The organism is Ruegeria sp. AF1 (assembly GCF_056542125.1).
Genome location: NZ_JBQFZG010000014.1, coordinates 41,894 through 66,228, shown reverse-complemented (window position 1 = coordinate 66,228; position 24,335 = coordinate 41,894). Strand labels below are relative to the sequence as shown.

General features: G+C 56.0%; 18 protein-coding genes. 10 read left to right on the top strand and 8 right to left on the bottom strand.

The annotated features are described in order from the left end of the window. Window positions 1-58 precede the first annotated feature (58 nt). Window positions 59-2,047, bottom strand: a complete 1,989-nt coding sequence (locus ACR0BK_RS16345) for an acyltransferase family protein (RefSeq protein WP_480555459.1) — start codon at window positions 2,045-2,047, stop codon at window positions 59-61. Between the two features lie 548 nt (window positions 2,048-2,595). Between ACR0BK_RS16345 and ACR0BK_RS16340 the strand changes: the two genes are divergently transcribed. The 3 genes from ACR0BK_RS16340 to ACR0BK_RS16330 all read left to right on the top strand — a co-directional run bounded on the left by ACR0BK_RS16340 (window position 2,596) and on the right by ACR0BK_RS16330 (window position 5,265). Then, window positions 2,596-2,724 carry a hypothetical protein gene (locus tag ACR0BK_RS16340; protein ID WP_480555458.1) on the top strand — a complete coding sequence of 43 codons (129 nt, stop codon included), beginning with the start codon at window positions 2,596-2,598 and terminating at the stop codon, window positions 2,722-2,724. 97 nt (window positions 2,725-2,821) lie between these two features. Then, window positions 2,822-4,243 (top strand): hypothetical protein, encoded by a 1,422-nt coding sequence (locus ACR0BK_RS16335; protein WP_480555457.1) that lies wholly within the window; start codon window positions 2,822-2,824, stop codon window positions 4,241-4,243. Continuing rightward, complete coding sequence (locus tag ACR0BK_RS16330) at window positions 4,240-5,265, top strand: glycosyltransferase family 2 protein (RefSeq protein WP_480555456.1); 1,026 nt, start codon at window positions 4,240-4,242, stop codon at window positions 5,263-5,265. The genes ACR0BK_RS16335 and ACR0BK_RS16330 overlap by 4 nt, the downstream gene beginning before the upstream one ends. Window positions 5,266-5,301: 36 nt before the next feature. Here the strand turns inward: ACR0BK_RS16330 and ACR0BK_RS16325 are convergent, their stop codons facing one another. From ACR0BK_RS16325 to ACR0BK_RS16310, 4 genes are all read right to left on the bottom strand, one after another. Further along, the gene (locus tag ACR0BK_RS16325; RefSeq protein ID WP_209507445.1) at window positions 5,302-6,111 is read right to left on the bottom strand and encodes an FkbM family methyltransferase; all 810 of its coding nucleotides are present in this window, start codon (window positions 6,109-6,111) and stop codon (window positions 5,302-5,304) included. 62 nt (window positions 6,112-6,173) lie between these two features. Next, the gene (locus ACR0BK_RS16320; protein ID WP_480555455.1) at window positions 6,174-8,138 is read right to left on the bottom strand and encodes a hypothetical protein; all 1,965 of its coding nucleotides are present in this window, start codon (window positions 8,136-8,138) and stop codon (window positions 6,174-6,176) included. A gap of 232 nt (window positions 8,139-8,370) precedes the next feature. Beyond that, window positions 8,371-9,717, bottom strand: coding sequence for a sensor histidine kinase (locus ACR0BK_RS16315; protein ID WP_480555453.1), 1,347 nt, complete (start codon window positions 9,715-9,717; stop codon window positions 8,371-8,373). Beyond that, the gene (locus tag ACR0BK_RS16310) at window positions 9,707-10,438 is read right to left on the bottom strand and encodes a response regulator transcription factor (protein ID WP_480555452.1); all 732 of its coding nucleotides are present in this window, start codon (window positions 10,436-10,438) and stop codon (window positions 9,707-9,709) included. The genes ACR0BK_RS16315 and ACR0BK_RS16310 overlap by 11 nt, the downstream gene beginning before the upstream one ends. A 104-nt stretch (window positions 10,439-10,542) precedes the next feature. Here ACR0BK_RS16310 and asnB point away from each other — a divergent pair, with 104 nt between their 5' ends. Further along, a complete protein-coding gene (gene asnB / locus ACR0BK_RS16305) occupies window positions 10,543-12,459 on the top strand; it encodes an asparagine synthase (glutamine-hydrolyzing) (RefSeq protein ID WP_480555451.1) in 1,917 nt (638 codons plus the stop codon). Between the two features lie 3 nt (window positions 12,460-12,462). Here the strand turns inward: asnB and ACR0BK_RS16300 are convergent, their stop codons facing one another. After that, the gene (locus ACR0BK_RS16300) at window positions 12,463-13,947 is read right to left on the bottom strand and encodes an NAD(P)/FAD-dependent oxidoreductase (RefSeq protein WP_480555450.1); all 1,485 of its coding nucleotides are present in this window, start codon (window positions 13,945-13,947) and stop codon (window positions 12,463-12,465) included. Window positions 13,948-14,618: 671 nt separating this feature from the next. Here ACR0BK_RS16300 and rfbF point away from each other — a divergent pair. From rfbF to ACR0BK_RS16270, 6 genes are all read left to right on the top strand, one after another. Then, entirely contained in the window at window positions 14,619-15,392 is a 774-nt protein-coding gene (rfbF, locus tag ACR0BK_RS16295) for a glucose-1-phosphate cytidylyltransferase (protein ID WP_480555449.1), read from the top strand. After that, entirely contained in the window at window positions 15,374-16,468 is a 1,095-nt protein-coding gene (rfbG, locus tag ACR0BK_RS16290) for a CDP-glucose 4,6-dehydratase (protein WP_480555448.1), read from the top strand. Before rfbF ends, rfbG begins: the two co-directional genes overlap by 19 nt. Beyond that, the gene (locus ACR0BK_RS16285) at window positions 16,465-17,697 is read left to right on the top strand and encodes a methyltransferase domain-containing protein (RefSeq protein WP_480555447.1); all 1,233 of its coding nucleotides are present in this window, start codon (window positions 16,465-16,467) and stop codon (window positions 17,695-17,697) included. The genes rfbG and ACR0BK_RS16285 overlap by 4 nt, the downstream gene beginning before the upstream one ends. Further along, complete coding sequence (locus tag ACR0BK_RS16280; protein WP_480555446.1) at window positions 17,697-18,575, top strand: NAD-dependent epimerase/dehydratase family protein; 879 nt, start codon at window positions 17,697-17,699, stop codon at window positions 18,573-18,575. The genes ACR0BK_RS16285 and ACR0BK_RS16280 overlap by 1 nt, the downstream gene beginning before the upstream one ends. Then, complete coding sequence (locus ACR0BK_RS16275) at window positions 18,572-18,973, top strand: GtrA family protein (RefSeq protein ID WP_480555445.1); 402 nt, start codon at window positions 18,572-18,574, stop codon at window positions 18,971-18,973. Before ACR0BK_RS16280 ends, ACR0BK_RS16275 begins: the two co-directional genes overlap by 4 nt. Window positions 18,974-19,076: 103 nt before the next feature. Then, window positions 19,077-21,113, top strand: a complete 2,037-nt coding sequence (locus tag ACR0BK_RS16270) for a B12-binding domain-containing radical SAM protein (protein WP_480555444.1) — start codon at window positions 19,077-19,079, stop codon at window positions 21,111-21,113. A gap of 35 nt (window positions 21,114-21,148) precedes the next feature. Here ACR0BK_RS16270 and ACR0BK_RS16265 read toward each other — a convergent pair whose 3' ends face one another. Both ACR0BK_RS16265 and ACR0BK_RS16260 read right to left on the bottom strand, forming a co-directional pair. After that, window positions 21,149-23,200, bottom strand: a complete 2,052-nt coding sequence (locus ACR0BK_RS16265; protein WP_480555443.1) for a glycosyltransferase family 39 protein — start codon at window positions 23,198-23,200, stop codon at window positions 21,149-21,151. Next, window positions 23,197-24,180 (bottom strand): glycosyltransferase family 2 protein, encoded by a 984-nt coding sequence (locus ACR0BK_RS16260; RefSeq protein WP_394389148.1) that lies wholly within the window; start codon window positions 24,178-24,180, stop codon window positions 23,197-23,199. The genes ACR0BK_RS16265 and ACR0BK_RS16260 overlap by 4 nt, the downstream gene beginning before the upstream one ends. Window positions 24,181-24,335: the final 155 nt, after the last annotated feature.

Sequence of the window (24,335 nt, the reverse complement as noted above, 5' to 3'; positions counted from 1 at the left end):
TGGGTGGTGTAATTGTTAAGAGAATCATGGGCACACGGAACGTCAGGCGCCAAGAGCTTCACTTCCGCTCCAGCCCAAGCACAGCGCGTGCGTTCTGAATAACCTGCATCCTTTTTCCAAATCGTTCTTCACCTGCGTTGCTGAAGTGGTCACCATCCGACCAGAAAAGAACATCACAGGATAAGAAGTCTTCCGGGAAAGACAGTTTGAGCAAGCTGTGTTGTGACATGAATTCCACCGGCGATGCTGAAAGAGTTTCGGCGATCGTAGTTTCGAGTTTCAAAAAGACCTCTTCCGTTCCGGGGCGAAGCATATAAGGGTATTCACATCCCGCCTTCCGGATAAAGGTCGGTTGAATATGTGGCTCGATCCGGGGGGATAGCCAGACTGTCGGAATATGGGATGCGATGCGTTCCAGATACTCCTTTACGGCCTGAACATAACCCATGTGGGGCTCGAAACGGGGTACGGGTTCATTTGGCGACAACCTTTCGAACATACGCCTTCCACCTAAATCAAACCCGGCCCCGTGCAACAGATAAAACCCCGCCTGTTCATAGACTGCGAATTCAAAAACATCTGGGTGAGATTCAATGAATTCGGCAAGTTCTATGTAGGCGCAATAAGGCAAAAGCGTATGCGGGCGACAACCACCTGAGACAACGCCTACCATGAAGGGCTCATTGGCCCGAGATGTGGTTATAACCGCACCGTAAAGGTCAATCGCGTGGCTGTCGCCCAGAACGAGAACACCGGGGCCATACTTCTTTGCGCAGTCGACGACACGCTGACGTACGGCCTCATCAATCGTGCGGATATCAAAGACGCAGTCGCCATTATCAAAGCGCGACAGCGCATTGGCGAGTTGTTCATTATACGCATGCTCGGTCAGGGTAAGCATGCGTTTTTCCGCTTCAGACATGCGCGCCAGATAGGCGTTGCGCCAGCCTTTCGTCATCTGTCCCCAGCCGCCGAATGCCACAAACAACAATGAGACCGTGACTGCCAGGATGAAAACCGGCCGCCGGGCAATGGAATGCGGCCCCGAAGTGCGGCGGAACGGCGTTTCAACAAAGCGCCAGCTTAGATACGCGATCACGAATGTCAGAATGATCAGGCAGACGAGAACGGTTGGCGATGGGGCCCATGGCGTCCAGAGACGGGCGAAGGCAAAGAGCGGTTGATGCCAAAGATAAGCGCTGTAGCTGATAAGCCCGAGACCGACGAAGACGGGCTTGGCCAACAGTTTTCCCGTTGCTGTTGTCGGTCCGGCAAACAGGATTACAAAGACTGTGCCACCGACCGGAAGCAGGGCATAGACCGATGGGAATGGGGTCGTCTCACCAAAGGCAAAAATGGAGACCCCGATCATCACGACACCCAATGCGGCCAGCAAATCATGGGAGGTGGTGCCCCTTCGCAGGATCATGGCGCAGAACGATCCGGCCAACAGCTCCCACGCACGCGTCGGCGCAAGAAAGAATGTGGCGCTTGGTGCATTTCGCGAACCCCATTCGCACAGCACAAGGCTGAGCAGGGCCAAGAGCACCAAGATGGGAACAAGCAGTTTTCTTCTATAGGTCCATAACAGCAGCAAAAGCAGCGGGAATACGATATAAAACTGCTCTTCTACCGCGAGACTCCAAGTGTGAAGAAGCGGTTTCTCTTCCGAGTCTAGATCGAAATAACCGCTCTCGACCCAAAACAATACGTTCGAAGCAAAAAGGCCGACGGCGGCGACGCTTTGCGCAAAATTCTTTGCTTCCGTCGGTGTCATCAGGAAAATCGCCACCGGTATGCAGGCGGCGACCATAACTGCCAGAGCGGGTAGAATGCGTCGGGCACGGCGTTCATAGAATTTCAGAAGAGAAAACGTACCAGCTTCGAGTTCCTTGAGAAGGATTGAGGTAATCAGATAACCCGAAATTACGAAAAAGACGTCGACGCCGACAAAACCGCCTTTGAAGAGTGAAAAGCCAGCGTGAAAAAACACAACTGGCACTACCGCGAGCGCACGTAATCCATCTACTTCGGGTCTGTATTTCATTTTTGAAAACTGGGAACTGATTACTGACGACGTGGGGTCCGGAGAATATAAAAACGGTAGATGAACGTGGCGTGGCTGAGGCCGTCATGCTCTGTTCATGTTCATGGCGCGCGCGCTGTTAGAGGCTGATGAGCGGATCTGCTGACACGTACATCATAAGGTTTGGCCGCTGTCCTGCCTGCATCACCGCAGCAATCGTCTTGCAAAAATAAAATTTGCGCCTGAGATCAGGCCTGATCGCACTGCATTCCGGACGGGAAACAATCCCGTCCAAAACGAACCACTGTCTGCAAGAAAGTTAGTGCATGGCGTCTGTAGGTGCCCCCTACCTGGAAAAAGATATGAAACCCGAAGCTTGTCATATTTCTCCTTCGACGCACCGGAAGTTTCGTGTAGCGTTGAGTTGTTATTGTACTGAGTACAGGCGCTTATTTTCGATCGGATTTTTTTTTGCAATTTGCCCGTTTGTTTGAAGTGCCTGCCTGTGAGCAGGGAGATAGTGCGAATTGATGCTGTGCCTGAGACGGCAGAAATTGCGGGAACCGCTGATGAATTCGTCCGGGGGTGTAACCAGCGCCATGAAATTGGGCGCTTTGGTCGAGAGATGCATCCGGGAAGTGGCTGAAGGCAACAACTGCCTGTTTCAGCCTGCTGCGATGGCGATGAAGGAGCTGTAGGACAGTGATGGCCGCGCAAACTGCATCGGGAGGATCACCCCGAAGGTTCAGAGGGGCTCTGCTGTTTGCAGCTACGGTGGTCATTTGCCTGGCGGTTTTGATTATCAATCGCGGCCCGCTCTATTACTTTGACACCGGGAGCTATTTTCGACAGGGCAATATAGCGCTCTCACTTATCCTGCCTGCACCAAAACCGGCCGGTGCTCAAAATGGGGCAAGTGGCAGCCAGGCTGAACAAAACGGTGAAGAGGATGAGGTCACCGGCGGATCACGCTCGATGGCTTATGCGCTGCTGGTTGCGACTTTCTGGCGGGGCGATGCGCTGGGGGCCGTTGCGGGGGTTCATCTGGCCGCATTGTTGTTCGCAATCTGGCTGACGATGCGCCTGTTGCAGCGCAGCGCACAAACCGGGCGTAGCACGCTTCAACTGGTAACCATTCCTTTATTAGCGGGGGCAGTGACCGCGCTGCCCTTCTATATCGCCTATGTCATGCCGGATATTTTCACATCGGTGATGCTGATCCTGATTGCGGCGGTTGTTGCCGCAGGTCGTTACATGAACTTGATAGAATGGCTGGGCGCGCTGGCCTTGGCAGCGTTCGCGGTGGTCCTGCACCCCTCGCATCTGGGGATTGCCGTACTGATGGTGCCCTTTGTCGTGCTGGCTGCCTTACTGCGTCTTGGATATGGGCGATGGCTTGCGGCAGGGTTTGTCATATGCCTTGTTGCGCTGGCCATTGCCGAGCGCAAAGCATTTGAGTTCGCAACAGAAACCGTTGCGCGGAAAGAGGTAATCTATACACCCTATATCACGGCACGTCTGATCGTTGACGGCCCCGGCCTGGACTATCTGGATGATGTCTGTCCGCGCACCGATCTGGCAACCTGCGCCCTGCACGAGGCATTGTCCTGGTCCGATGACCCTTACCGATTGACCGCTACTCATATCATTTTCGAACAATCCGAAAAGCTGGGGTCTTTCCGGCTGATGCCGATTGAGGATCAGCGGGCCGTAGCAGCCGAACAGCGGGCCTTTTTCCTGCAGGTTCTGGCCGCCCGGCCGTTCGGGACGATATACGCACTTGGCAAAAATACGTTCACCCAGCTGGGAATGAACAGCATCGAGATGACCATCCCGAACGAGGCTGTCATCCGAAACGCAAAATCGCTTTCGGGACTGCCGGAGGCGCAGCTGGCGGTTCTGGACAAAATTGTCCTGACACGCGATCAGCCTTGGCTGGGTCCGGTCAATTCCATCCACGCGACAATCTATCTGATCTCGGCAATCATTGTGATCGGGTTGTTGCTATGGCCTGGACGAGTTGCCCCCCCGCTGAAACTGTTCGCACTGTTCATTCTGATCGGGATTGCAGTGAATGCGCTGGTCTGTGGCGGGGTCTCGCAACCCGCAGACCGATATGGTGCCCGTGTGATGTGGTTGTTGCCTTTCACGGCTGCCTTTCTTTTTCTTGTTCAGCGTTCGTCAGTGTCGCAAGGCGCGGCCGGAGAAACCTCGTGACTTCAGATCAAACCCTTTCCATCAGCGTCGTCATGCCCGCCTACAAGGCCGAGCATCTGCTGCCCCGTGTCCTGACACCCCTGATTGAAATGCTGAACACCGGCCAGGTGCAGCAGGTTCTGGTCGTCGATGACCAGTCCCCGGACGGCACTGCGGCCCTTGCCCGCGAAATGGGGGCCACGGTTCTGACCACGCCGGTCAATGGCGGGCCGGGGGCTGCGCGCAACCTGGCCGCCGAACACGCCACCGGTGACATCCTGTGGTTCGTCGATTCCGACGTCATCGCATGGCCCGATGGCCCAGAGCATATCCGCCGTGCCATGTCCGAGGATAATGTTGGGGCGGTGTTTGGATCCTATGACGACGCGCCGGATGGGCAATCGTGGTTCTCGCGTTACAAGAACCTTCTGCACCGCTATCACCATCAGCGCGCCCGGCGCGAGGCGTGCACCTTCTGGGCTGGGTGCGGCGCAATTCGGCGCGACGTGTTTCTTGAGGTTGGCGGGTTCGACGTGAAAACCTATGAGGTCCCCTCGATCGAGGATATCGAACTGGGCTATCGGATCGCGGGCACCGGTCGCCGCATCCTGGTCGAGCCGCTTTTGCAGGGCAAGCATCTGAAAGTCTGGACCATCCGCAACAGCCTGAGCACGGATATCTTCTGTCGCGCCCTGCCCTGGGCCCGGCTGATGATCTCGCGCGAGGGGCTGACGGATGACCTGAACACCTCGATGGCCGAGCGGGCACGGGCGGCAATCGCCGGGCTGTTGCTATTGTCGATATTGGCCCTGCCATTCTGGCCGGGGGCATGGCCCCTACCCTTATTGCTGCTTGCAGCCGCCTTTGTCGCCAATTTCGATCTGGTGCGCGCCATGTCCGGGCATGGCGGACCGTGGTTCGCATTCAAATGCCTGCTCTATCACCAGGTCTATTATGTCTACTCGGCCACCATCTATGTCTGGTGCCTGTTCGAATATCACGTGCTGGGGCAGAAGCAGAAACTCCATGTCACGCGGAACTGACTGTTCGCGCGACATGCGTGTGTGCCAGAGGCAGGTTCAGAACTGCTTCGCGGGGAGTTGTTCGAACGGTAACTTCTCAACCTGATCGAAGCGCGGGTTGCTTTCATGCACATAGAACGTGTCGTAAAGCGAATTGCGCACGAAATGATAGCCATTGGCGAACAGCAACTCGTTGAGCTCCGGCGTCGGGCGTTCGATTGTCATGGCCAGGAAACGGTATTTGTCGAACGGGAAGTTGCGCAGAATCCGCGTTTCCGACCCTTCGACATCCAGACTGAAGTAATCGATATCCTTGGGCGCGTTATAGCGATCGAACACCTCATCCAGAGGTACGGCCTCAACCGTTACAACCTTGCCCTTTTCCCGGAACCGGGCCAGTTTCGAAGCGCGTCGCTCGGTCATGTTATCGGCCTCATCCACCAGCAGGCTGCTGCGCTGACCGTCAATCATGAACTCCAGCTTTCCCGGTTCGGGATCAACCGCCAGCGGAACCGGGGTGGCCGTGCGGTGATGCCAGTTTGTAATCCGATGGTAATTGACCGGGTTGGGTTCGATCAGCAAACCGGTCCAGCCATAATGCTTTTCCAGAGCGAACGTGTTTGAGTCTGAGAATCCATCGGCGGCACCAAGCTCGACAAAAAAACCATTGCGCTTGCCATTATAAACTTCGTTGATCACCCACATGTCCTGGCCCCTGTCAGAAACACGTTTGGGCAGGTAGCCGAGATTGTTCATGGCGAACCGGCGGCTGACATTCCGGGCGCTGACCACGCCGATATAGGCGAAATAGGCAGGCTTCTGGAGGACCGGGTATGATTCAACCAGTTTTGCAAGATTTTGCTTCATAGAGTTCTCCATTTAACTGCCCGTTTTTCTTCGGGACAAATCTTATATTTCTCAATCGGTGGCTATCTTAGACCCGCTACTTTCGCGATGTCCCAAACCGGGTAGGGTGTCTCACGCGTGCCCTGTCCGAAGATGGTATCAAGTGGTACGCGATAGGCACGTGCAATACTGACCGGAATATCGGTGTTCCCGAGGTCATTTTCGTAAACTGTCTGATCGCGCGCCACCAAAACCCAACCCTCCAAAGCTTCGCCAATTACAGTTTCTCCATCCACCAGAGCTGCTGTTGCCGCGCGTATGAAATAATCTGCGGTCGTAGTGTCCGGCGCAGGCATTCTGGCATGAACATAGACCGACAACTGGCCAGCCATATAGCGCTTTTCCAACTCGGCCTGTGTCCAGATGGGCGGGAATGCCCCGGCAATCAGTGCCGGAACAACACGTATCTCGTTCAGGTCAGGGAACGGGCTCTCATCGGTTTCGATAGAGATACGATAGCCAAGATCCCGGGTCTGGGTAAACGGGCGCAGGGTTTCTGGCCAACTGATCCAGGCGCTGACCGCAAGCCCTGTCAGAGCACAAGCCAGTGCAGAGACCGGAGCAACCTGAACCGGCCGCAAACGCCAGAAGACAATCAGTGGTATGACTGCGGCGGGTGCAAAATGATGGGGCAGGATGCGATAGGCCTGAACATAGAAAAACAGAACGTAGGCAATGACCGTCAGCGTCAGTGTTCTGGACAGCTTATCCTGCCAGGGCCAGGCCAGCAGTGCCAGACCGGGCAGAATCCCGCAAGGGAGCAGCCAGAACAGGAACCGTCCGGTGTCGAAGATCGTCACGAAGCGCAGGCGGCGCAGAATACTGCCAGCCCCAAACTCATCGGACACGTCCATCAGCCCCCACCATGTCAGCATCATCTCAAACAGTGATGCCAGAACCAGGACACCAAGGGCGATCATCCCTCCAACAATCACCTGCCCGAATGGCAGTGGCCGGGTCAGAAGGAAGTGGGAAATCAGAAAAAACCCGATAAGAAGGGTGCCATTCGGTGCGGTTAGCAAGGCCAGAGTGGACACCAACGCCATCCCGGCGAACCTGCGTTCGCTGAAGAACAGGATATAGCCCAGCACCCCCAGCAGAATCATCGGCTCACGCGCCATGGGCAGCGCAATGTCGGCGAAATACGGATTGTAGGATGGATTGAATGCCATCACGAAGGAAAACAGCAGCAGGGCAGCCCCAAGCCCGAAAACGGTTCGTGGGTCAGTAGGTCCTTCGGGATCGCGTACAAAGGACAAAATCACCCCAAGAAGGATCGAAACCCCTGGCAAATATGCAAGACGGATAGAGACTTCATAGGGCCCGAAAAACCGCATGAACCCGCTTTGCAGGAAGGTTTCCGTCATCATTTTCGGAGTCGGATATCCCCCGACTCCCCCTGCGTCCGGTGGCCAGAACGGCAGGCCACGGGTCATGAACAACATCGCGTTCAGAAAGCTGTGCGCCCCGTCGTCATTCAGCGACTCCCAGTAGAATTTCGGAGCCAGCAAGACCAGAACAGCCAGCGGCAAGGCAATCATGCCGGCTATATCCCAACCCCTGCCCCGCAAGATCTCGGGGTTGGGTCGGGCTGCGATCAGGCCGATGCCGGGCAGGCAAAGCAAGACAAGCAGCAGAATGAAGGCCGTCCCGGCCATGGGAACACCGCTGACGGCCTGTACCATTGCGGCGAGCGCAGGCACACCGAACAAGGACAATGTAAACCCCTTGAGCAGCCAGTGCTCAAACCGGTCCCCCTGCGCAGCTATTCCCAAAGCCAGCAGCAACCCCGGTGCCACAAAAAGCGCCGAAGCAGACAGCGCGACCAGAGGAACCCAGACATAGGAAAACAGAACGCCGCTGGCTGCGAAATAGGGCAATACCTCATCCAGCCGCACCGCATCAGCAGCAAGTGTTGCTGCAACGCCCTGACCGGCCAGTACAATGCCAGCCAACACAATGAGGGAAATAAGAAGGCGCAATACCATCACGTCTTATACAATCTCATCAAATACAGCAGTCGACGATTACCCAATGAAAGGCATACTGGATGTCAGCTGAAAGCATATGTCTTCAATCAACCAATCTACTGATAACATGTAACTCTCATCTGGTTGCGTGTTTTATGCCCAACGGATGGATTGCATGCGCAATGTGATATCAATACTGCAAGCATACCCACATTGGTGATTTCAGGGAAACAAATAGCCGTATAGATATCTATTTCGGCGTTTCGATCCATCCAGGCAGTATGACCGACACTTTCGCCCCACCCAGAGCGGATGTCCCGATATGGACCATTCCTCCATAAAGCTCGGCTATATCCCGGACAATCAACAGGCCTAACCCGCGTTCACCTCTGTCTTCACCGGTGGACACGTCGGACATCTGCCGGCTTTGCTCCATACCCGGGCCATCGTCTTCGATGCAAAGCGTAATCATATCCTTGCCCTCTGCGACCGCTGAAATACGCACGTGGCTTTCAGCCCAGAAACACGCGTTTTCCATCAGGTTGCCAAAAATCTCCTGAATGTCCGCCATCTCGCCGAAAAATATCATTCCGGCATCTACGGTGATTTCCACCTCGGGCATTCGGTCTCTGAAAATAACACCAAGCGCATACATTACGTCTTCGGCGCTGGTACGAACGGCTGAAGATTTGCCATAAGGACGTTCGGTCCGGGCGCGGCTTAGGTTGCGCTTGATGACCCGCGTCATCCGATCGACAAGGCCAATAATCTGATCGCGCCTGTCATCATCCAGCGCTTCGGCAACGCGGATCAGAGCGGCCAGCGGCGTTTTCAACCCATGCGCCAATTCGGCATTCTTCCTGCGAGTTTTTCCAAGATTTGTGTTGTTGCGACGATGCAGCTCTCGCAACTCATCAACCACTGGGATCAAGTCTGGCGGCCAGTTTTGCCCATCAATGATTGTATCGTGCTGGCGCATGGCTTTGACTGATTCGCTGAGCCGTTTGAGCGGTCTGAGACCCCGATTTACGGTAAAATAAACCGAAACCGAAACCGTCAGGGCGATGCCGAAGAAAACCAGTGCAACCAGCTGAGTCGCACTGCGGATTCCTTCGCTGACATGCCGCATGGGCGCTGCAATCCGGAAACTCAGTCTTTCTTCGGGCGCGGCTCCCGGAAAGGGGGCCGATATACCGCGCACAATGCCTCCGTTCGGGCTTATGAAATCGCTCTCGCCGGAGGATGGTACGGCAAGAACCACGCTGTTCGCGGTGACCGGGCCAAGTGACGGAGATTGAAACAGAATTTTGGGGGGGCCACTCACTTGATCTTCGATGAGCTGCCAAACCCAGTTTACATCTTCTAGGTCATAAATCCCGCGCCCGACTCCTTCGGACAGCTCTATGTCAGTCCCGTTCAAAGTGATCCGGCTGGATTCGATCAACAGATCCTGGGCAAGAAGCAATTCCAGTTCGCGGATTTCCTGGACGCGATAGAGCTGAATGAAAATAGCCGCGCCAAGTCCAAGTACGGCACAACATATCGCGATTGACGCAATCGATACGCGGCGTGGAATCGTGGCCCAGTCACCGATCATCTGTGGGAATCCGATAACCTTGCCTGCGCACGGTTTCCACTAAAGAGGCCGCCATCTTGCGGCGCAAGCGCGAGATCAAAACGTCGATGACGTTTGAATTCAAGTCTATTTCCTCGGAATAGATATGCTCAATCAGGTCTGCTCGGCTGACGACCGAACCCGCATGCCGGGCAAGATGCTCCAGAGCGCGAAATTCAAACGCGGTCAGAGAAATAGTCCGACCCTTGAAATAGGCTGTCTTTTCATCGGGCAGAACTGACAGGTCCCCGACTTCAATCGAGGGCGCACCGCGTCCGCTTGCGCGCCGCACCAAGGCTTCGAGCCGTGCCATGAGTTCTTCGGAGTGAAAGGGTTTTGCCAGATAGTCGTCAGCCCCGCTGCGTAGCCCGGATACGATGTCATTCCAACTGTCACGTGCCGACAGGATCAGAACCGGGGTCGCCATATTGCGACTGCGCCATTCGTGCAGAACCGAAAGCCCGTCCAGTCCCGGCAACCCCAGATCAAGAACGATGACATCCCAATCTTCGGTCTCCCCCAGAAACAGTGCGTCATTGCCGTTATCAGTCAGCCTTACGACATCGCCACGCGCTCGCATCAGGCAACCAAGATTATTGCGCAGCGTATCGTCGTCTTCGGCAACAAGTATTTTCATCAGACCCTCATAGCTGACACGCGCAGCGAACATGAACAGGGCATGACAAAGGCTGACATGTGCCATTCATTCCGCTTTTTCTATAGTGCATCTGACCCGCCGTCGAAAGCGATCAGAATCTGATATGGCGGGTTTTGCCTCGCTAACCTACTGTAATACCGGAGTTCCGAATGTGTGGCCTGTTTGGTATCTTCCCAGATGATGCAGCACAAACCCCTGACAACCTGCGGCTGCGCAAAAGCGCGTTTTCCATACGCTATCGCGGCCCGGATGCCAGCCATGTTCTGACAGAACCCGGTCTTGGGTTGGCGCACCAACGCCTGTCTCTTGTCGATACCGATATACGGTCGGATCAGCCTTTCACGGACCCAACGGGCCGTTACACCCTTGCCTACACTGGTGAAGTCTACAACTTCAGGTCCTTGCGGTCTGAGTTGGAAGCACTGGGAATTTCCTTCCGGACAACTTCCGATACCGAGGTTGTTTTACACAGTCTGATCCAATGGGGTTCGAACGCACTGATCCGGTTCGAAGGCATGTTCGGACTTGCTTTTGTTGATCGAAGCACGCGGCAGGTTCTGCTGGCAAGGGATCGCTTCGGAATGAAGCCGCTTTATTGGGCGCAGAGCCCGACCAAAGAAGGCCGCGCCTTTCTGTTTGCTTCGGAAATAAAGGCGTTCGAGCCGTGGATGACATTACAGCCGGACATCAATTCGGTAACAGCCTATCTGTTGAATTCCGGAGAACCAGATCCGGGCCAGACCTTCTATAACGGCATCCGGAGCCTGATCCCAGGGACTTGCCTGCAGTTTGACGGGCCGGACAAGATCAAGATTTCATCTTTCTTCCGATTGAACGATTTCTTCGACCCCGATGAGATGACCCGGCTTGACGGCTTGCCCACGCCCGAAATTGTCGATGAGTTTGCGGATCTGATGCACAAATCCTTGGCCGCGCATTTGTTCGCCGAAGCGCCTATTGGGGCTTTTTGTTCAGGCGGCGTGGATTCGTCACTGATTGCTGCCATAGCAGCAGCACAACATCAAAACCTGCCGTTGTTCCATGCCAATGTGAAAGGTGAACGCAGTGAAGTTGATGCGGCTCGCAACCTGGCCAGAAGTCTTAAACTGGAGTTGCACGTTACCGATGTCGATGAGTGCGATTTTATTGACATGCTTCCCCGAGTCATTCGGCACTATGAACGCCCCCCCTCAGAACCTGCAAATTGCACGCCACTGATGATGGCAGCCCGGCTTGCAACTAATTCCGGAATGAATGGTCTGATTTCTGGTGCAGGCGCAGACGAATTGTTCCTCGGAAATCCCCGGTTTGGGCGAAAGCGTTTGAACGATGGATACAGACGGCTGATGCGCCGGGTGCAAGCAATGTCGGGCATAGGGTCCATCCTGACTACGAAGAGCGCAAAAAAGCCGGTGCATGACTATGCAAAACCGAGGGGGCCGCAGGAGATCTCTTGCCATCACAACGCATCGCCACAAAACCCCAGGGATCACGGCAGACAATGGACGTTGGATCGCATGCGCCATCCCCTGTCAGAGCTTTTGCATCTCAATGACACGATGGGCATGGCCGCAGGTATCGAAGTGCGGCTTCCGTTTTTGGATACCCGAATAGCCCGGTTTTCCGTCAATCTTCCGACCCGGCATAAACACCGGCTTTCACCCTTTGCCTTCGGGAACGCTCATCCGTTTGTTCGCAACAAATGGGTCGTTGAAGAAGTCGCCAATCGCTATGTCCCGCGCAACCTGAGCCCCCGTATCAAGAACGCGACACAGACGACGGTGTTTCAGCGGTTGGAAGTTCGTCCTGAATACTTCAGGAACGCCCATCTGCGGGACCTGATCGGCCTGACCCAGACCCAAATGCACGACGTAATCACCGAAACGGCCCCGGACCTTCGGTTGCGGCTTTTGCTGGCCGAAGTTTGGCTACGATGCGGACTGGACCATCAGGACGAAGGCCGGGAAGTCGCCAGATTACGCGATTACATCATCATCTGGCCGGACACATATCATCCCAACCCGTCAATCAGAAACAAACCCACAAGCACCGCGGTCCCTGGCTAAGGATCAGAGCGCCGTGCTTTTACGAAAGTTTTTTTTTGGAGCAGCCGTTTTCTTGGGGTTGGCTTCAAACTCTTCATGGTAAGAGCGTTCCACATTCACGTCCCAGACGTCGTAGTTTTCGCCCATGATATTGCGGGCGGCATACATCGCCGACAGCATCGAATGATCCTGATTGTTATAGCGATGCAAACCATTGCGACCCACGGTCTGGAAATTTTCCAGCGTTTTCAGCCAGTCGCTGACCGTGTCCAGGGCCTCTTTGTATTCGCTGTCATAGACCGGATAGGCCTTGGGTTGCCGGATGACCGCACAATCGATGACATCACTGGCTTTGGCCAGACCAAGCTTTTCAAGCTCCTCACTGGCAAGATGTTTGAGATCCTCGTCGGAGGAGGACCAAAGCCCGTCACCCTTCTGGCAGAAATATTCCATCCCGATCGAGGCAGTATTCTGGTCGGGCAACATTTCCTTAGACCAGGCGCGGAAATTCTGAATGCGGCCAACCTTCACCTTGGGGCTGTGGATGTAAATCCAGTTGTCCGGGAACGGATCGGCGTGATCCAGGATCAGGGTCACGATCAGGAAATCTCGATACTTCAGGCGATCGGCAGCCTCGACCACCTCGGGTGGTGGCGGTGGATCAAAGGCATGGATCAGATCGCGCACGGCCATCGAATTGATGAATTCCTCACCCTCGACCCGTTCGGTTGTTTTATCACCGCTTTCGTCCCAATGACGCACATCAATCGACGTGACGCGGTTGCCATCGCGGTTCACCTGCACCACTTCGGAACGGGTTTCGACCGAACCGCCCTTTTCCTGGATCAGATCGCGGGTCTTTTCCCACATCATGCCAGGGCCCAGGCGGGGATACTGAAATTCCTCGATCAGGCTGGCCGTATCATTTGCACCCGAAATCGCGTTCCAGACCGCCTTGGGCAGGGATAGGTTCTTGATCCGCTGCGCGGCCCAGTCGGCCCGGATTTCTGACGGTGGAATACCCCAGACTTTCTTGGTGTAGCTGTGGAAGAAATGCATGTAGAGCCGTCCGCCAAAGCGGTTGATCACCCATTCTTCAAAGGTGTCTTCCTGCGGTTTGGGCCGCAGCTTCCATTTGATGAAGCTACCGATGATCTTGTAGGTCTCGTAAGGGCCGATATTGCCCAAAGCGTTGAAGATCCGCAGCGGATAATCATAAAACTTGTTGCGGTAGAAGATGCGGCTCAGGCGTTGCACAGTGATGAAATCATCCCCCATCACCTCATGCCACATGTCCTCGACCTCACGCACCTTGGTGAAAAACCGGTGCCCGCCTATATCAAAGCGATACCCTTTATGCGTTTCAGTTCGGGAAATGCCGCCCACCATATCCGAAGCTTCAAAGACCCGGAGAACATGTGTGCCGCTCAGTTTTTGCAGTTCATAGGCGGCTGTCAGCCCGGCTGGGCCGCCACCGATGACTACAACGGGAACAATATCTTTTTTCAAATGACTAACACCCATACCAAAACACTTACCTAAGGCTACAAGAGGTTATCCGGGATTCACAACAAAATCCTGTCAGCCCCTTAAACAGAGGGCCTGAGTTTTGAAGCCCGGCCTTCCGTACAGAAAATCGGCACCCTGATTAGACGAACCGCACCCGCTGTCCATCCCACAGAGAGAGGGGGCAGATGCGAACCAGATCGCCTGTGTCGAAAACCGGTTCAAAATTGGTGAAAACCTCTGTCTCCTATACAGCCCTAAACCGCATGCGCTTTTTCCAATAATTTGAATCGCAACGATGTTTTCCGACCGGTATAGCTTTGTCAAAATTTCCCGCAGGTGTGAAATGTGCATTTGGTCCGCGCAATTCTGATACAACGTGTGCAGCCCTGAATATGAGCTCTTTTGAGCGCTATCTCTGTGATGTTCTTCACTGGATTGCCCGGCTGAAAGGGCGCGTCAACAATATCGTCTCTTTCCCCCCATTGTGTAAGGTTGAGCGCCAGAGCAACGGGAAATTCAGTGCCTCACGACTCGTGGCTTTGTGAATCTTGACAGGGTGGCGGCGCTGCCGTCCTAATGCGTGCGAATGTTTGCAATAACCCGGATGCCCAGATCCGGGTTAAGACGAGTGTATTGGTAGCCAGTCTCGTTGTTAACGAGGGAGCAATTTTATGAAGTGCGTTATTCTGGCCGGCGGCTTAGGCACGCGGCTCAGCGAAGAAACCGTCAAGATTCCAAAACCCATGGTCGAGATCGGTGGTAAGCCGATCATCTGGCATATCATGAAAATCTATGCGGCCCATGGCGTCACTGATTTCATCGTCTGCCTGGGGTACAAAGGTTATGTCATCAAGGAATTCTTCGCGAATTTCTTTCTGCACAACTCGGACGTCACGATCGACCTGGCCAGTGGCGGTCTTGAAATTGCTAACAGCAAGTCAGAACCGTGGCGCGTGACACTGATCGACACCGGAGACGACAGCCAGACCGGCGGGCGACTTCGCCGGGTCATGCATCTGCTCAAGGATGAAGAAGCGTTCTGCCTGACCTATGGCGACGGTGTTGGTGATATCGACATTCGGGCCGGGATCAATTTTCACCGGGCGCATGGCAAGCTCGCAACCGTCACGGCAGTTCCTCCGCCCCGCCGCTTCGGCCAGCTCGAGCTGCAGAGCAATCAGGTCCTGAATTTCTCTGAAAAACCCGTCGGGGATGGTGGGCTGATCAATGGCGGATTTTTCGTGCTGTCCCCCAAAGTGGGCGATTACATTGACGGCGACGATACCGCCTGGGAACGCAGCCCCCTGATGAACCTGACGCGCGATGGCGAGCTGATGGCCTTTGAACATAAAGGCTTCTGGCAGCCCATGGACACTATTCGCGAACGCCAGGAACTGGAAGAACACTGGGCCACAGGCAATGCGCCGTGGAAAATCTGGGAATGAGTGCGAGCGCGTTTTCCGGACGCAGGGTGCTTGTAACCGGGCATACCGGCTTCAAAGGCGCCTGGCTGGCTGCCTGGCTGGCCGAGGCTGGTGCAGAAGTCGCCGGATACGCCCTTGCCCCCGAAACGAAACCCAATCTCTGGGCATTGCTGGATCAGCGCAAAATAAGGTCGGTCACTGGCGACCTGAATGATCGTGCGGCCCTGGACCGGATCATCGCGGAAACCGACCCTGAATTCGTCTTTCATCTGGCGGCGCAATCCCTGGTCCGGCGCTCCTATCGCACTCCGGTTGAGACCTTCGCCACCAATGTTCTGGGCACAGTTCAGCTTTTGGACGCACTGCGTGCAGCCCCGAGCCTGCGCGCGGTGGTGGTGGCAACCTCTGACAAGGCCTACGAGAATGTCGAACAGGTCTGGGGCTATCGCGAAACCGACCCGATGGGCGGGCATGATCCGTATTCCGCATCGAAGGGTGCGACCGAAATAGCGGTCGCAGCAATGCGGCGCAGCTATTATTCACCGGATGCTGCCGATCCACATCCGGCCCGGATTGCCAGCGCACGCGCGGGCAATGTCATTGGTGGTGGTGACTGGGCCGAAGACCGTTTGGTTCCCGATATCGTGCGCGGCTGTCTGAGCGATGAAGGACGCGTCATATTACGCTATCCCGGCGCAATCCGTCCCTGGCAACATGTTCTGGAACCTCTCAGGGGGTACATGATGCTGGCCCAGAAGCTCGAACAGGACGCCGCCTTCGCAGCGGGCTGGAATTTTGGCCCCGAACGTAACGATGAACGCCCGGTTCTGGATGTAGCCCAGGCGGTCATCAAGGCGCTTGGGCAGGGCCGGATCGATATCGACACCCCGGCGGATACGCCGCATGAGGCCAAGATGCTTCGGCTGGATGTATCGCAGGCGCGTGCACTGTTTGGCTGGCGCCCGGTCCTGAGTTTTGACGACACCGTCAGGCTGACGGCAGACTGGTATGCGGGCTGGGCCCGCGGCACTCCGGCAACCGAGCTGTGCCACGCCCAGATTGCCGAATTCGAAACACTGAGCATGAGACAGGTATGACCGGCACGACCCATCCCACCTGCCGCCATTGCGGCGCGGACCTTGAGATGACGCTTGTCGATCTCGGACTGTCCCCTCTGGCCAATTCCTATGTCGACCCCGCGAAAGCGGACAAACCGGACCCGGTCTATCCATTGCACGCCCGCGTCTGCACCGAATGCTGGTTGGTTCAGGTGGATGATGTCGTACCGGCGGAAGAGATATTTTCGACCGATTATGCCTATTTCTCCAGCTTCTCGGACAGCTGGCTGGCCCATTGCCGGGATTACGTGGAAAAAATGGTCAATCGGTTCGATCTCGGACCGGACGATCTGGTGATCGAGATCGCCTCGAATGACGGGTATCTGCTGCAGTATTTCGTTGAAAAAGGCATCCCGGTTCTGGGGATCGAACCTTCAGGCAATGTGGCGGCGGCGGCACAGGAAAGAGGTGTGCGCACGCTGGTCGATTATTTCGGCGAGGCGCTGGCCCGAAAGGTTGCTGCGGTCGAGAAACCCCCGGCCCTGATCGCCTCGGCCAATGTGCTGGCGCATGTGCCTGACATCAACGATTTCGTTGCCGGCATCGCCACCCTGCTGACGGGGGACGCGGTCTATACAGTTGAATTCCCGCACCTTCTGAACCTGATCAAAAGCGTGCAGTTCGACACGATCTATCACGAACATTATTCTTATCTGTCGCTGCTGGCGGTCGAGACAATCTTTGCCAGGGCGGGTTTGCGCGTCTTCGACGTCGAAGAGCTGCCGACCCATGGCGGATCGCTGCGGGTTTATACCTGTCTTGAAGGAGCCAGCCACCCCGAAGGGCCCGGCTTGGCCAAGGTCCGCGCGGACGAGATTGCGGCGCAGTTCGACCGGCCTGAAGGTTACATGAATTTCACCACTCAGGTCGAAGCGCTGCGCGATGGGTTGCTTGCCTTCCTGCGTGAAACAAAGGCGCGGGGCGACACGGTTGCCGCCTACGGTGCCGCTGCCAAGGGCAATACGCTGCTGAACTATGCCGGGATCGGCCCCGATCTGATCTCTTACTGCGTCGACCGCAACCCGGCCAAGCAGAACACGCTGCTGCCTGGCAGCCATATCCCCGTGCATGGGGTCGAAGCCCTGCGCGAGGCGCCGCCGGATTACGTGCTGATCCTGCCCTGGAACATCCGGGATGAGGTCATCGGGCAACTGTCCGACCTGAAGGTGCGGTTCGTGACCGCCGTGCCGGAAGTCAGGATCAGCTGATGGCACGGATTCTGCTGACCGGCGCAACCGGATTGATCGGACGCGCGACGGTTCCGGCTCTGACACAGGCGGGCCATGAGGTGGTGACGCTGGGCCGCAACCCGGCAAGCGACATTCCCTGTGATCTGCTGGACCCCAGCGCCACCACAGCAGCCCTTGAAACAGCTCGCGCCAGCCATCTGGTTCATCTGGCTTGGCATGACGGACCACGCGACCGCTGGGCTTCCCCGGCCAATCTGGACTGGATGGCCGCCACGCTGCACTTGGTGCGGGAGTTTGCGCGTACAGGCGGGCGGCGTGTGGTCTGCGCCGGAAGCTGTGCCGAATATGACTGGTCGGTGCCGGAGCTGACCGAAGCAACGCCTTTGCGGCCCCGCACCTTGTACGGGGCCGCAAAGGCTGCGACCGGTCTGGCGCTGTGCGCAGGCCAGGATGCGCTTGACTTGTCTCTGGCCTGGGCCCGTATTTTCTTTGTCTACGGACCGGATGAACCGCCGGGCCGGTTGTTTGGCGATCTGATTTCAAATCTGAAGATAGGTGAGCCCGTAGATTGCACCGATGGACGACAGGAACGGGATTTCCTGCATGTCGATGATCTGGCGCGCGCGCTGGCGCTTTTGCTGGAAACCAATGTCACCGGTGCGATCAATATAGCAAGCGGCACCGCCGTCCCGGTCCGGCAGTTGATTGAAGAGGTCGCAAACCAGATGCATCACCCTGACCTGATCCGGCTGGGGGCTATCCCCCGCGCGGCAAATGATCCCGACCGGCTGGCAGCGGATGTGACCCGGCTGCGGAACGAAGTCGGATTTACCCCGCAACATGACATCGTCTCAGGGGTGGCGGACATTCTTTGTACAGAAGGGGCCCGCGTATGAAAAAGCTGCTTATTCCCCGAAAGAAATCATTCATGCGCTTCGCTTTGGTCGGGGTACTGAATACGGCGTTTGGCTATGCGCTGTTTACCGGCCTCAGCCTGTCAGGCCTGCCACCCCAAGCCGCATTGGCGATTTCGTTTTCCGGCGGAGTTTTATGGAACTTCATGACCCACGCCCGGCTTGTCTTCGACACCAAGGGTTTTGGGCGTTTGCCCTATTACGTGCTGTCCTATCTGTTCGTCTACGCGTTTAACGCCCTTTCGCTTGAGGGTTTGCTGTCCGCCGGTCTGCAACCGATCCTCGCGCAGGGAGTACTTGTTTTGCCCACGGCCATTCTGGCCTTCATCATGATCTCCAGGGTGTTGACGGGTCACTTCCCCTGGCAGCAGAGTGTTTGAAGATGATTAAAAATAACATTCCGGCACATTGGCCATCGAAGTCCAAACCGACCATGGAGCCTAAAATTTGACATAAGAACTGTACCGCGAGGATAGTTAACTAATGCGTCTTTACCTTGCCGATCTCGGCCATAACCTCGTTACCGCTACGTCGGACACCTATCCGCTGGGTGTCGGCAATCTTGCTACTTTTGCCAAAACCTATGCCAAAAGCCCGACACCGTTGGAAGTTGCAATCTTCCGCGACCCTCAGGAATTGAAGGCAGCCATTGATGCGGCGGTACCCGACATCATCGGTTTCTCAAGCTATTCCTGGAACCATCATCTGGCCCTGTCCTTTGCCGACTACGTGAAAGCGATCGACCCCAATGTTCTGACCTTGATGGGGGGCCCCAACTTTCCGTTGACCGAAGAAGAACAGGACAGCTGGATCCGGACCATGCCACAGATCGACATGCATGTGCGCGGCCCCACCTATGAGGGCGAGCGCGCATTCCTCAGCACGCTGCAACGGTTCATCGATGTTGGCGCCCGCCGCGAAGGCATGTGGGAAGAGGCCGTCGATGGCGCGCTTTACGTGCACCCGAAAACCGGAGAGATCCTGCGCGGGAGCGAGCCGCCCCGCATCCGCGATCTGGACGAAATCCCGTCACCTTATCTTGCCGGGCTGATGGACAAGTTCTTTGATACCGGCCTGTTTGCACTGATGCAGCTGGCCCGCGGTTGTCCGTTCACCTGCGCATTCTGCAACTCGGCGGTCAAATCGAACTCGAAAGTTTTCCGCCATTCGTTCGAGCGTACCAAGGCCGATCTGGACTACATCGTGGCCCGCATCAACCATGCCAGCCCCTTGTGTTTTGCTGACGATAATTTCGGCATGTATGTGCAGGACGAAGAAGTGGCCGACTATCTGGGCCATCTGATGGATAAATACGACTGGCCCAAATACATCCGGACAACCACCGGAAAAAACCGCGGCGACCGGATCATCAAGGTGATGCGCAAGGCCAAGGGCCGGTTGCCAATGACCTCATCGGTTCAGTCCCTGAATCCGGTAGTTCTGAAGAACATCAAACGCGACAACATCAGCCTGGATACCTATGCCGAGGTACAGCAGGAGCTTCATTCAAAGGGCATGCAATCCTATGGCGAGCTGATCCTGTGCATGCCGGGTGAGACCAAGGAATCCTTTATGGATGCGGTCGACAAGCTGATCGAAACCGGTGTCAGCCGGGTGGCGGCACACCAATTGATGCTGCTGCATGGCGCGCCACTGGCCAATCCTGACAGCCGCAAAGAATTTGGGTTCAAAACCCTGCACCGGGTCGTTGCCCGATGCCTGGGCAAATATAACGGTCCAACCGTGGTCGAGACCGAGGAAATGGTGGTCCAGTCCGAGAATTTCTCGTTCCAGGATTACCTGGACACCCGTGTTTTCCATCTGCTGCTGACGATCTTCTATTATGAAGACAATTTCGAAGAAGCCTTCCGGCTGGCGCGTTCTCTGGACATCCGACCGTTCCAGATCATCAAACATATGCAAGAGATTCTGGATCAGGCACCGGAGCCGTTCCGCAATGCATTGGCTGGTTATCTGGAAGAGAACCAGGCTGAGCTGTTTGAAACCCGCGCCGACTGCGTGGCCTGGGCGCAGGACAATTACGATGACCTGATCAGCGGTGAACTAGGGGGCAATCTGCTCAGCAAATACTCGATGATTGGCCGGTTCATTGTACTGGACGAAGCGCTTGTTTTCCTGAAACGGGCCATTTCGGATCTGCTGGATGAAGGTGATCACGAAGCACATGCCATGCTTGATACGATCATCAACTATTACAGCGCCGTGATGCTGCATGCTCCCTTTTCACAGAGTCTGGAGCACGAACCGGTCTGGAGTTCGTCATTCGATGTCGAGGCCTGGCGGAATTCGGGGTACGAAGGCTCCTTGCGTGATTATCAGTTTGACACCCCGCGTGAGTTCCAGACGCAGGTCAATCCGCGTGTGAAAACGACCCTGCTGTCCCGGATTGACACCTTTGGCGAGCATGCCTCGGGGTTGGGCCGGTTCACGCGCACGATGTTTGCCAATGATTTCAGACGCAACTTTGTGGCCGCCGAAAACCAGCACGCTGCTGAGTAATTGCGCTCGAGAAAACCCGACTGACCCAGGGCGTGTCAGTCTGCGTCGCTCAGGTAAATAACCTCGCGTCCGGGGAAGGCAGCGATAATGGCGGCGTTCTGATCCGGTCCCAGATCGTTGAGGAAAATTGGCTTATCCGGCGGCAGGAACGGATCGTTGAGATAAAGCGCAGACCCGATGTCTCCTTTTGTCGAGACAAAAATCAACGCATTGCCCAGATCAGCGGCTTCAACCTGTCGCCTGATGTCACCGCTATACCCGCCATATCCGTCATATTTCGAAACACCGCGCCAGGATATGAAACTGACAACCGAAATGGCGCAGAGCAGCAGAACAACACAATGCAGGCGGCCGCGATACTGCTCGGGCAACCGGTCATTGATCGCCTCGATCCCAGCCGCGGACAAAACCAGGATAGGCAGCAATGCCGTGTGCCAATAGCGCGGTCCGAGGTAGAAGGTACCTGTAAACCAATAGAAGAACAGAACAGCCACGAGGGCAGCAAAGATCACCAGCATCGCACGGTCAAACCCGGTCAGCTTTTTGCGCCAGATAAAGACGATCCAGAGCGGAACCAGCGACCCGAATGTCCAACCCAGAAGCTCAAGGTTGAGCGACGCAATCGCGTTGACCAGGTTCAACACGGCTTCGGCGGGGCTGTGCCCGATCCAGATATCCAGCGCCCCCCAGCTTTGGGCGGGCGGGCCCACATTCTCACCAAATCCAAATGCGTTTTGCGTGTCCGGCCACAGACGGCTGAGATAGTCGGCTTGTGCGGTCAATAATGGATCGCCCGTGATCGCTTGATTGACCAGAAAAACGACAGACCCGGACAGGATGCCGCCGACACCACAGGCAAGCACTTGCCCGATCCCGGCAGGCAGTCGGCGAAGCACCCACAGGCCTGTCAGACCACCCACGATCAACCCGTCCAACGGTCGGGTGACAAATCCCCATCCCAAGGCCAACCCGGCGGCAAATGCCAGGAATACCGCCCGGCGGGCAGACCCCTCTCCGGCCCGGATCAAACACCACCAGGCCAGTAAGATCGTCACCAGCATAAGCGCGTGGTTCATCAGCGTGGCCCCAACAGCCAGCACCCAGGGTGAGGTTGCCATAAGCAACGCGACCATATCCGCGCGTTCCCGGCTGATAGACCGGCGGACAATGTCATGGGCCAGCCAAACCGATATCCCGGTCAGGATCGGATTGATCACCCATGGCGCCCCGACCAGCACCCCAAGGCTTAAAACCATTGCCCAGCCCTGTGCCGGAACACTGATCCATTTGCCCTCATGTATTTCGAGAAGATAATATTCCAGCGCGGGGTGTGCCGCTTCGGGCGGGGCCGGAGCCCAGAGCGTGCCAGCCGCAAAGGTCCGTGCCTGAAAAAGATAGGCCAGTTCATCCTCGACATGGGGCACCTGATCGAACGCCGCCCAGGCCAGTATGGCGCTGACCAAAGTCGCAAACACCGCCAAACCAGCCACCGGGATTCGCGGCATGTGGTCTGGCCCAACCACAACAAACATGGCCAATAGCGTGGCCAGTTGAACCAGTGACAACACACCGCCAACACCGATCTGCAAGCCATAGGCAACATGATAGCCATAGGCGATATAAGGAGTTCCCGACAGGCTGAAAATCGCGACCAGAACCATCAGCAGAAATAGGCGAAATATCCCCGCCTTAGCGAAAAGACCGCCGATGGCTGCGCGCCCTGAGGGCCGTATGAGAACAACGCCGATCACCGCCGCCTGCATCGCCAGTATCGCCAGCATGATCAGGTTCTCAGGCGGGTCTGCAGAGATCTCAAGGCGTGGAAACCAAAGCGGTTGCGTCAGCCACAGCCGAGCTGCGCCGCCCAAGAGAGCTATTGCACTCAGAATGCCAAACAGAACCTGACCACGCAGCCAGAAGAAGCCCAGAAAAAACACCGAGGCCACCACCATGCACCCAAACCATATGCGCAGCTCGGGCAGAGTTGCATTGGTAACCGGTGCGTCAACAGCCCAGGCAGGGCTGGCGCAGAGCGCCATCACAAGCGCAAGGCCGCACCATTTGCCGCGGCTCAAACCGGCAATCATGCCAGACGCTCGTCTCTAGTCAGTGCCGGGTCCCGCGCAGGACCTTCAATGTTGATGCGTTCCTGCTCGGTCACGATGGGGCCCCCGCGTACCTGATTGTGGATCGAGGTGATGTATTCCCCCAACATTCCAATAAACAGCATCTGGATACCTGACAGGAAAAACAGGGATACGATGATGGTTGTCGTCCCGCGCGGCGCCTGATCGGGATTAAAGAAAAACAGAACCGCGGAAATGAGCGAAAACAGAATACAGCCGGCCGCAATCACCAGTCCGCTAATCGTGCAGAACCGCATCGGGGCACGCGTGAAAGAAAAAATAGCATTCAGCGCCTGATCGGTCAGCGCCATCAAGCTGTGCTTGGTCAAGCCGCTTTTCCGCGCCTGCCAGACATAAGGTTTGATGATCCGGCGGAAGCCGCAGCTGGCAATGATGCCACGGATATAAGGGTAGTGGTCATTGTGGGCCAGCACTGCCTCAAGCACTTTGCGGTCAATCAGCTGAAACTCTCCGACCGATGGTTCCAGCCAGACGTCCGACAGGCCATTGACGATCCGATAGAAAAGACCGCGCGCATTACGCATCACGAACCCCTCCTCTCGGGTACTGCGGGCGCCGGCCACCACGTCATAGCCGCTTTCCCACAGCTCGACGAACTCCGGGATCAGCTCGGGCGGGTCTTGCAGGTCAACAGGCAGCATGACAACAACCCCGTCACCAGTGGCATAGCGCAACCCGTTAAAAGTTGACCGGAACACCCCGAAATTGCGGGCATTGACCACCACTTTCACGTCCGGATCCTTTGCGGCGATCTCGCGCAGGATATCCACGGTCCGGTCCGTGGAGGCATTGTCGATGAAAATATGCTCGCGCCTGTAGCCCGGCAGTTCCGTGTCGAAAATCGACTTTACGGTTTCGTAACAATTCGCCACGTTGTCTTCTTCATTGAAGCATGGCGAGACAATGGAAATTGTTTTCATAGCTCTATTTAACATCAAACAGCACCGCTTACCCCAACAATACCCGGGTATAATTATATCATCCCGCGAAGTTCGGGATTCGCACAACATCTAACCTGCGGGAATACCATGAAATAACGTGTGCTCATCGCAACATCAAAAGCCCAATTCGCCCC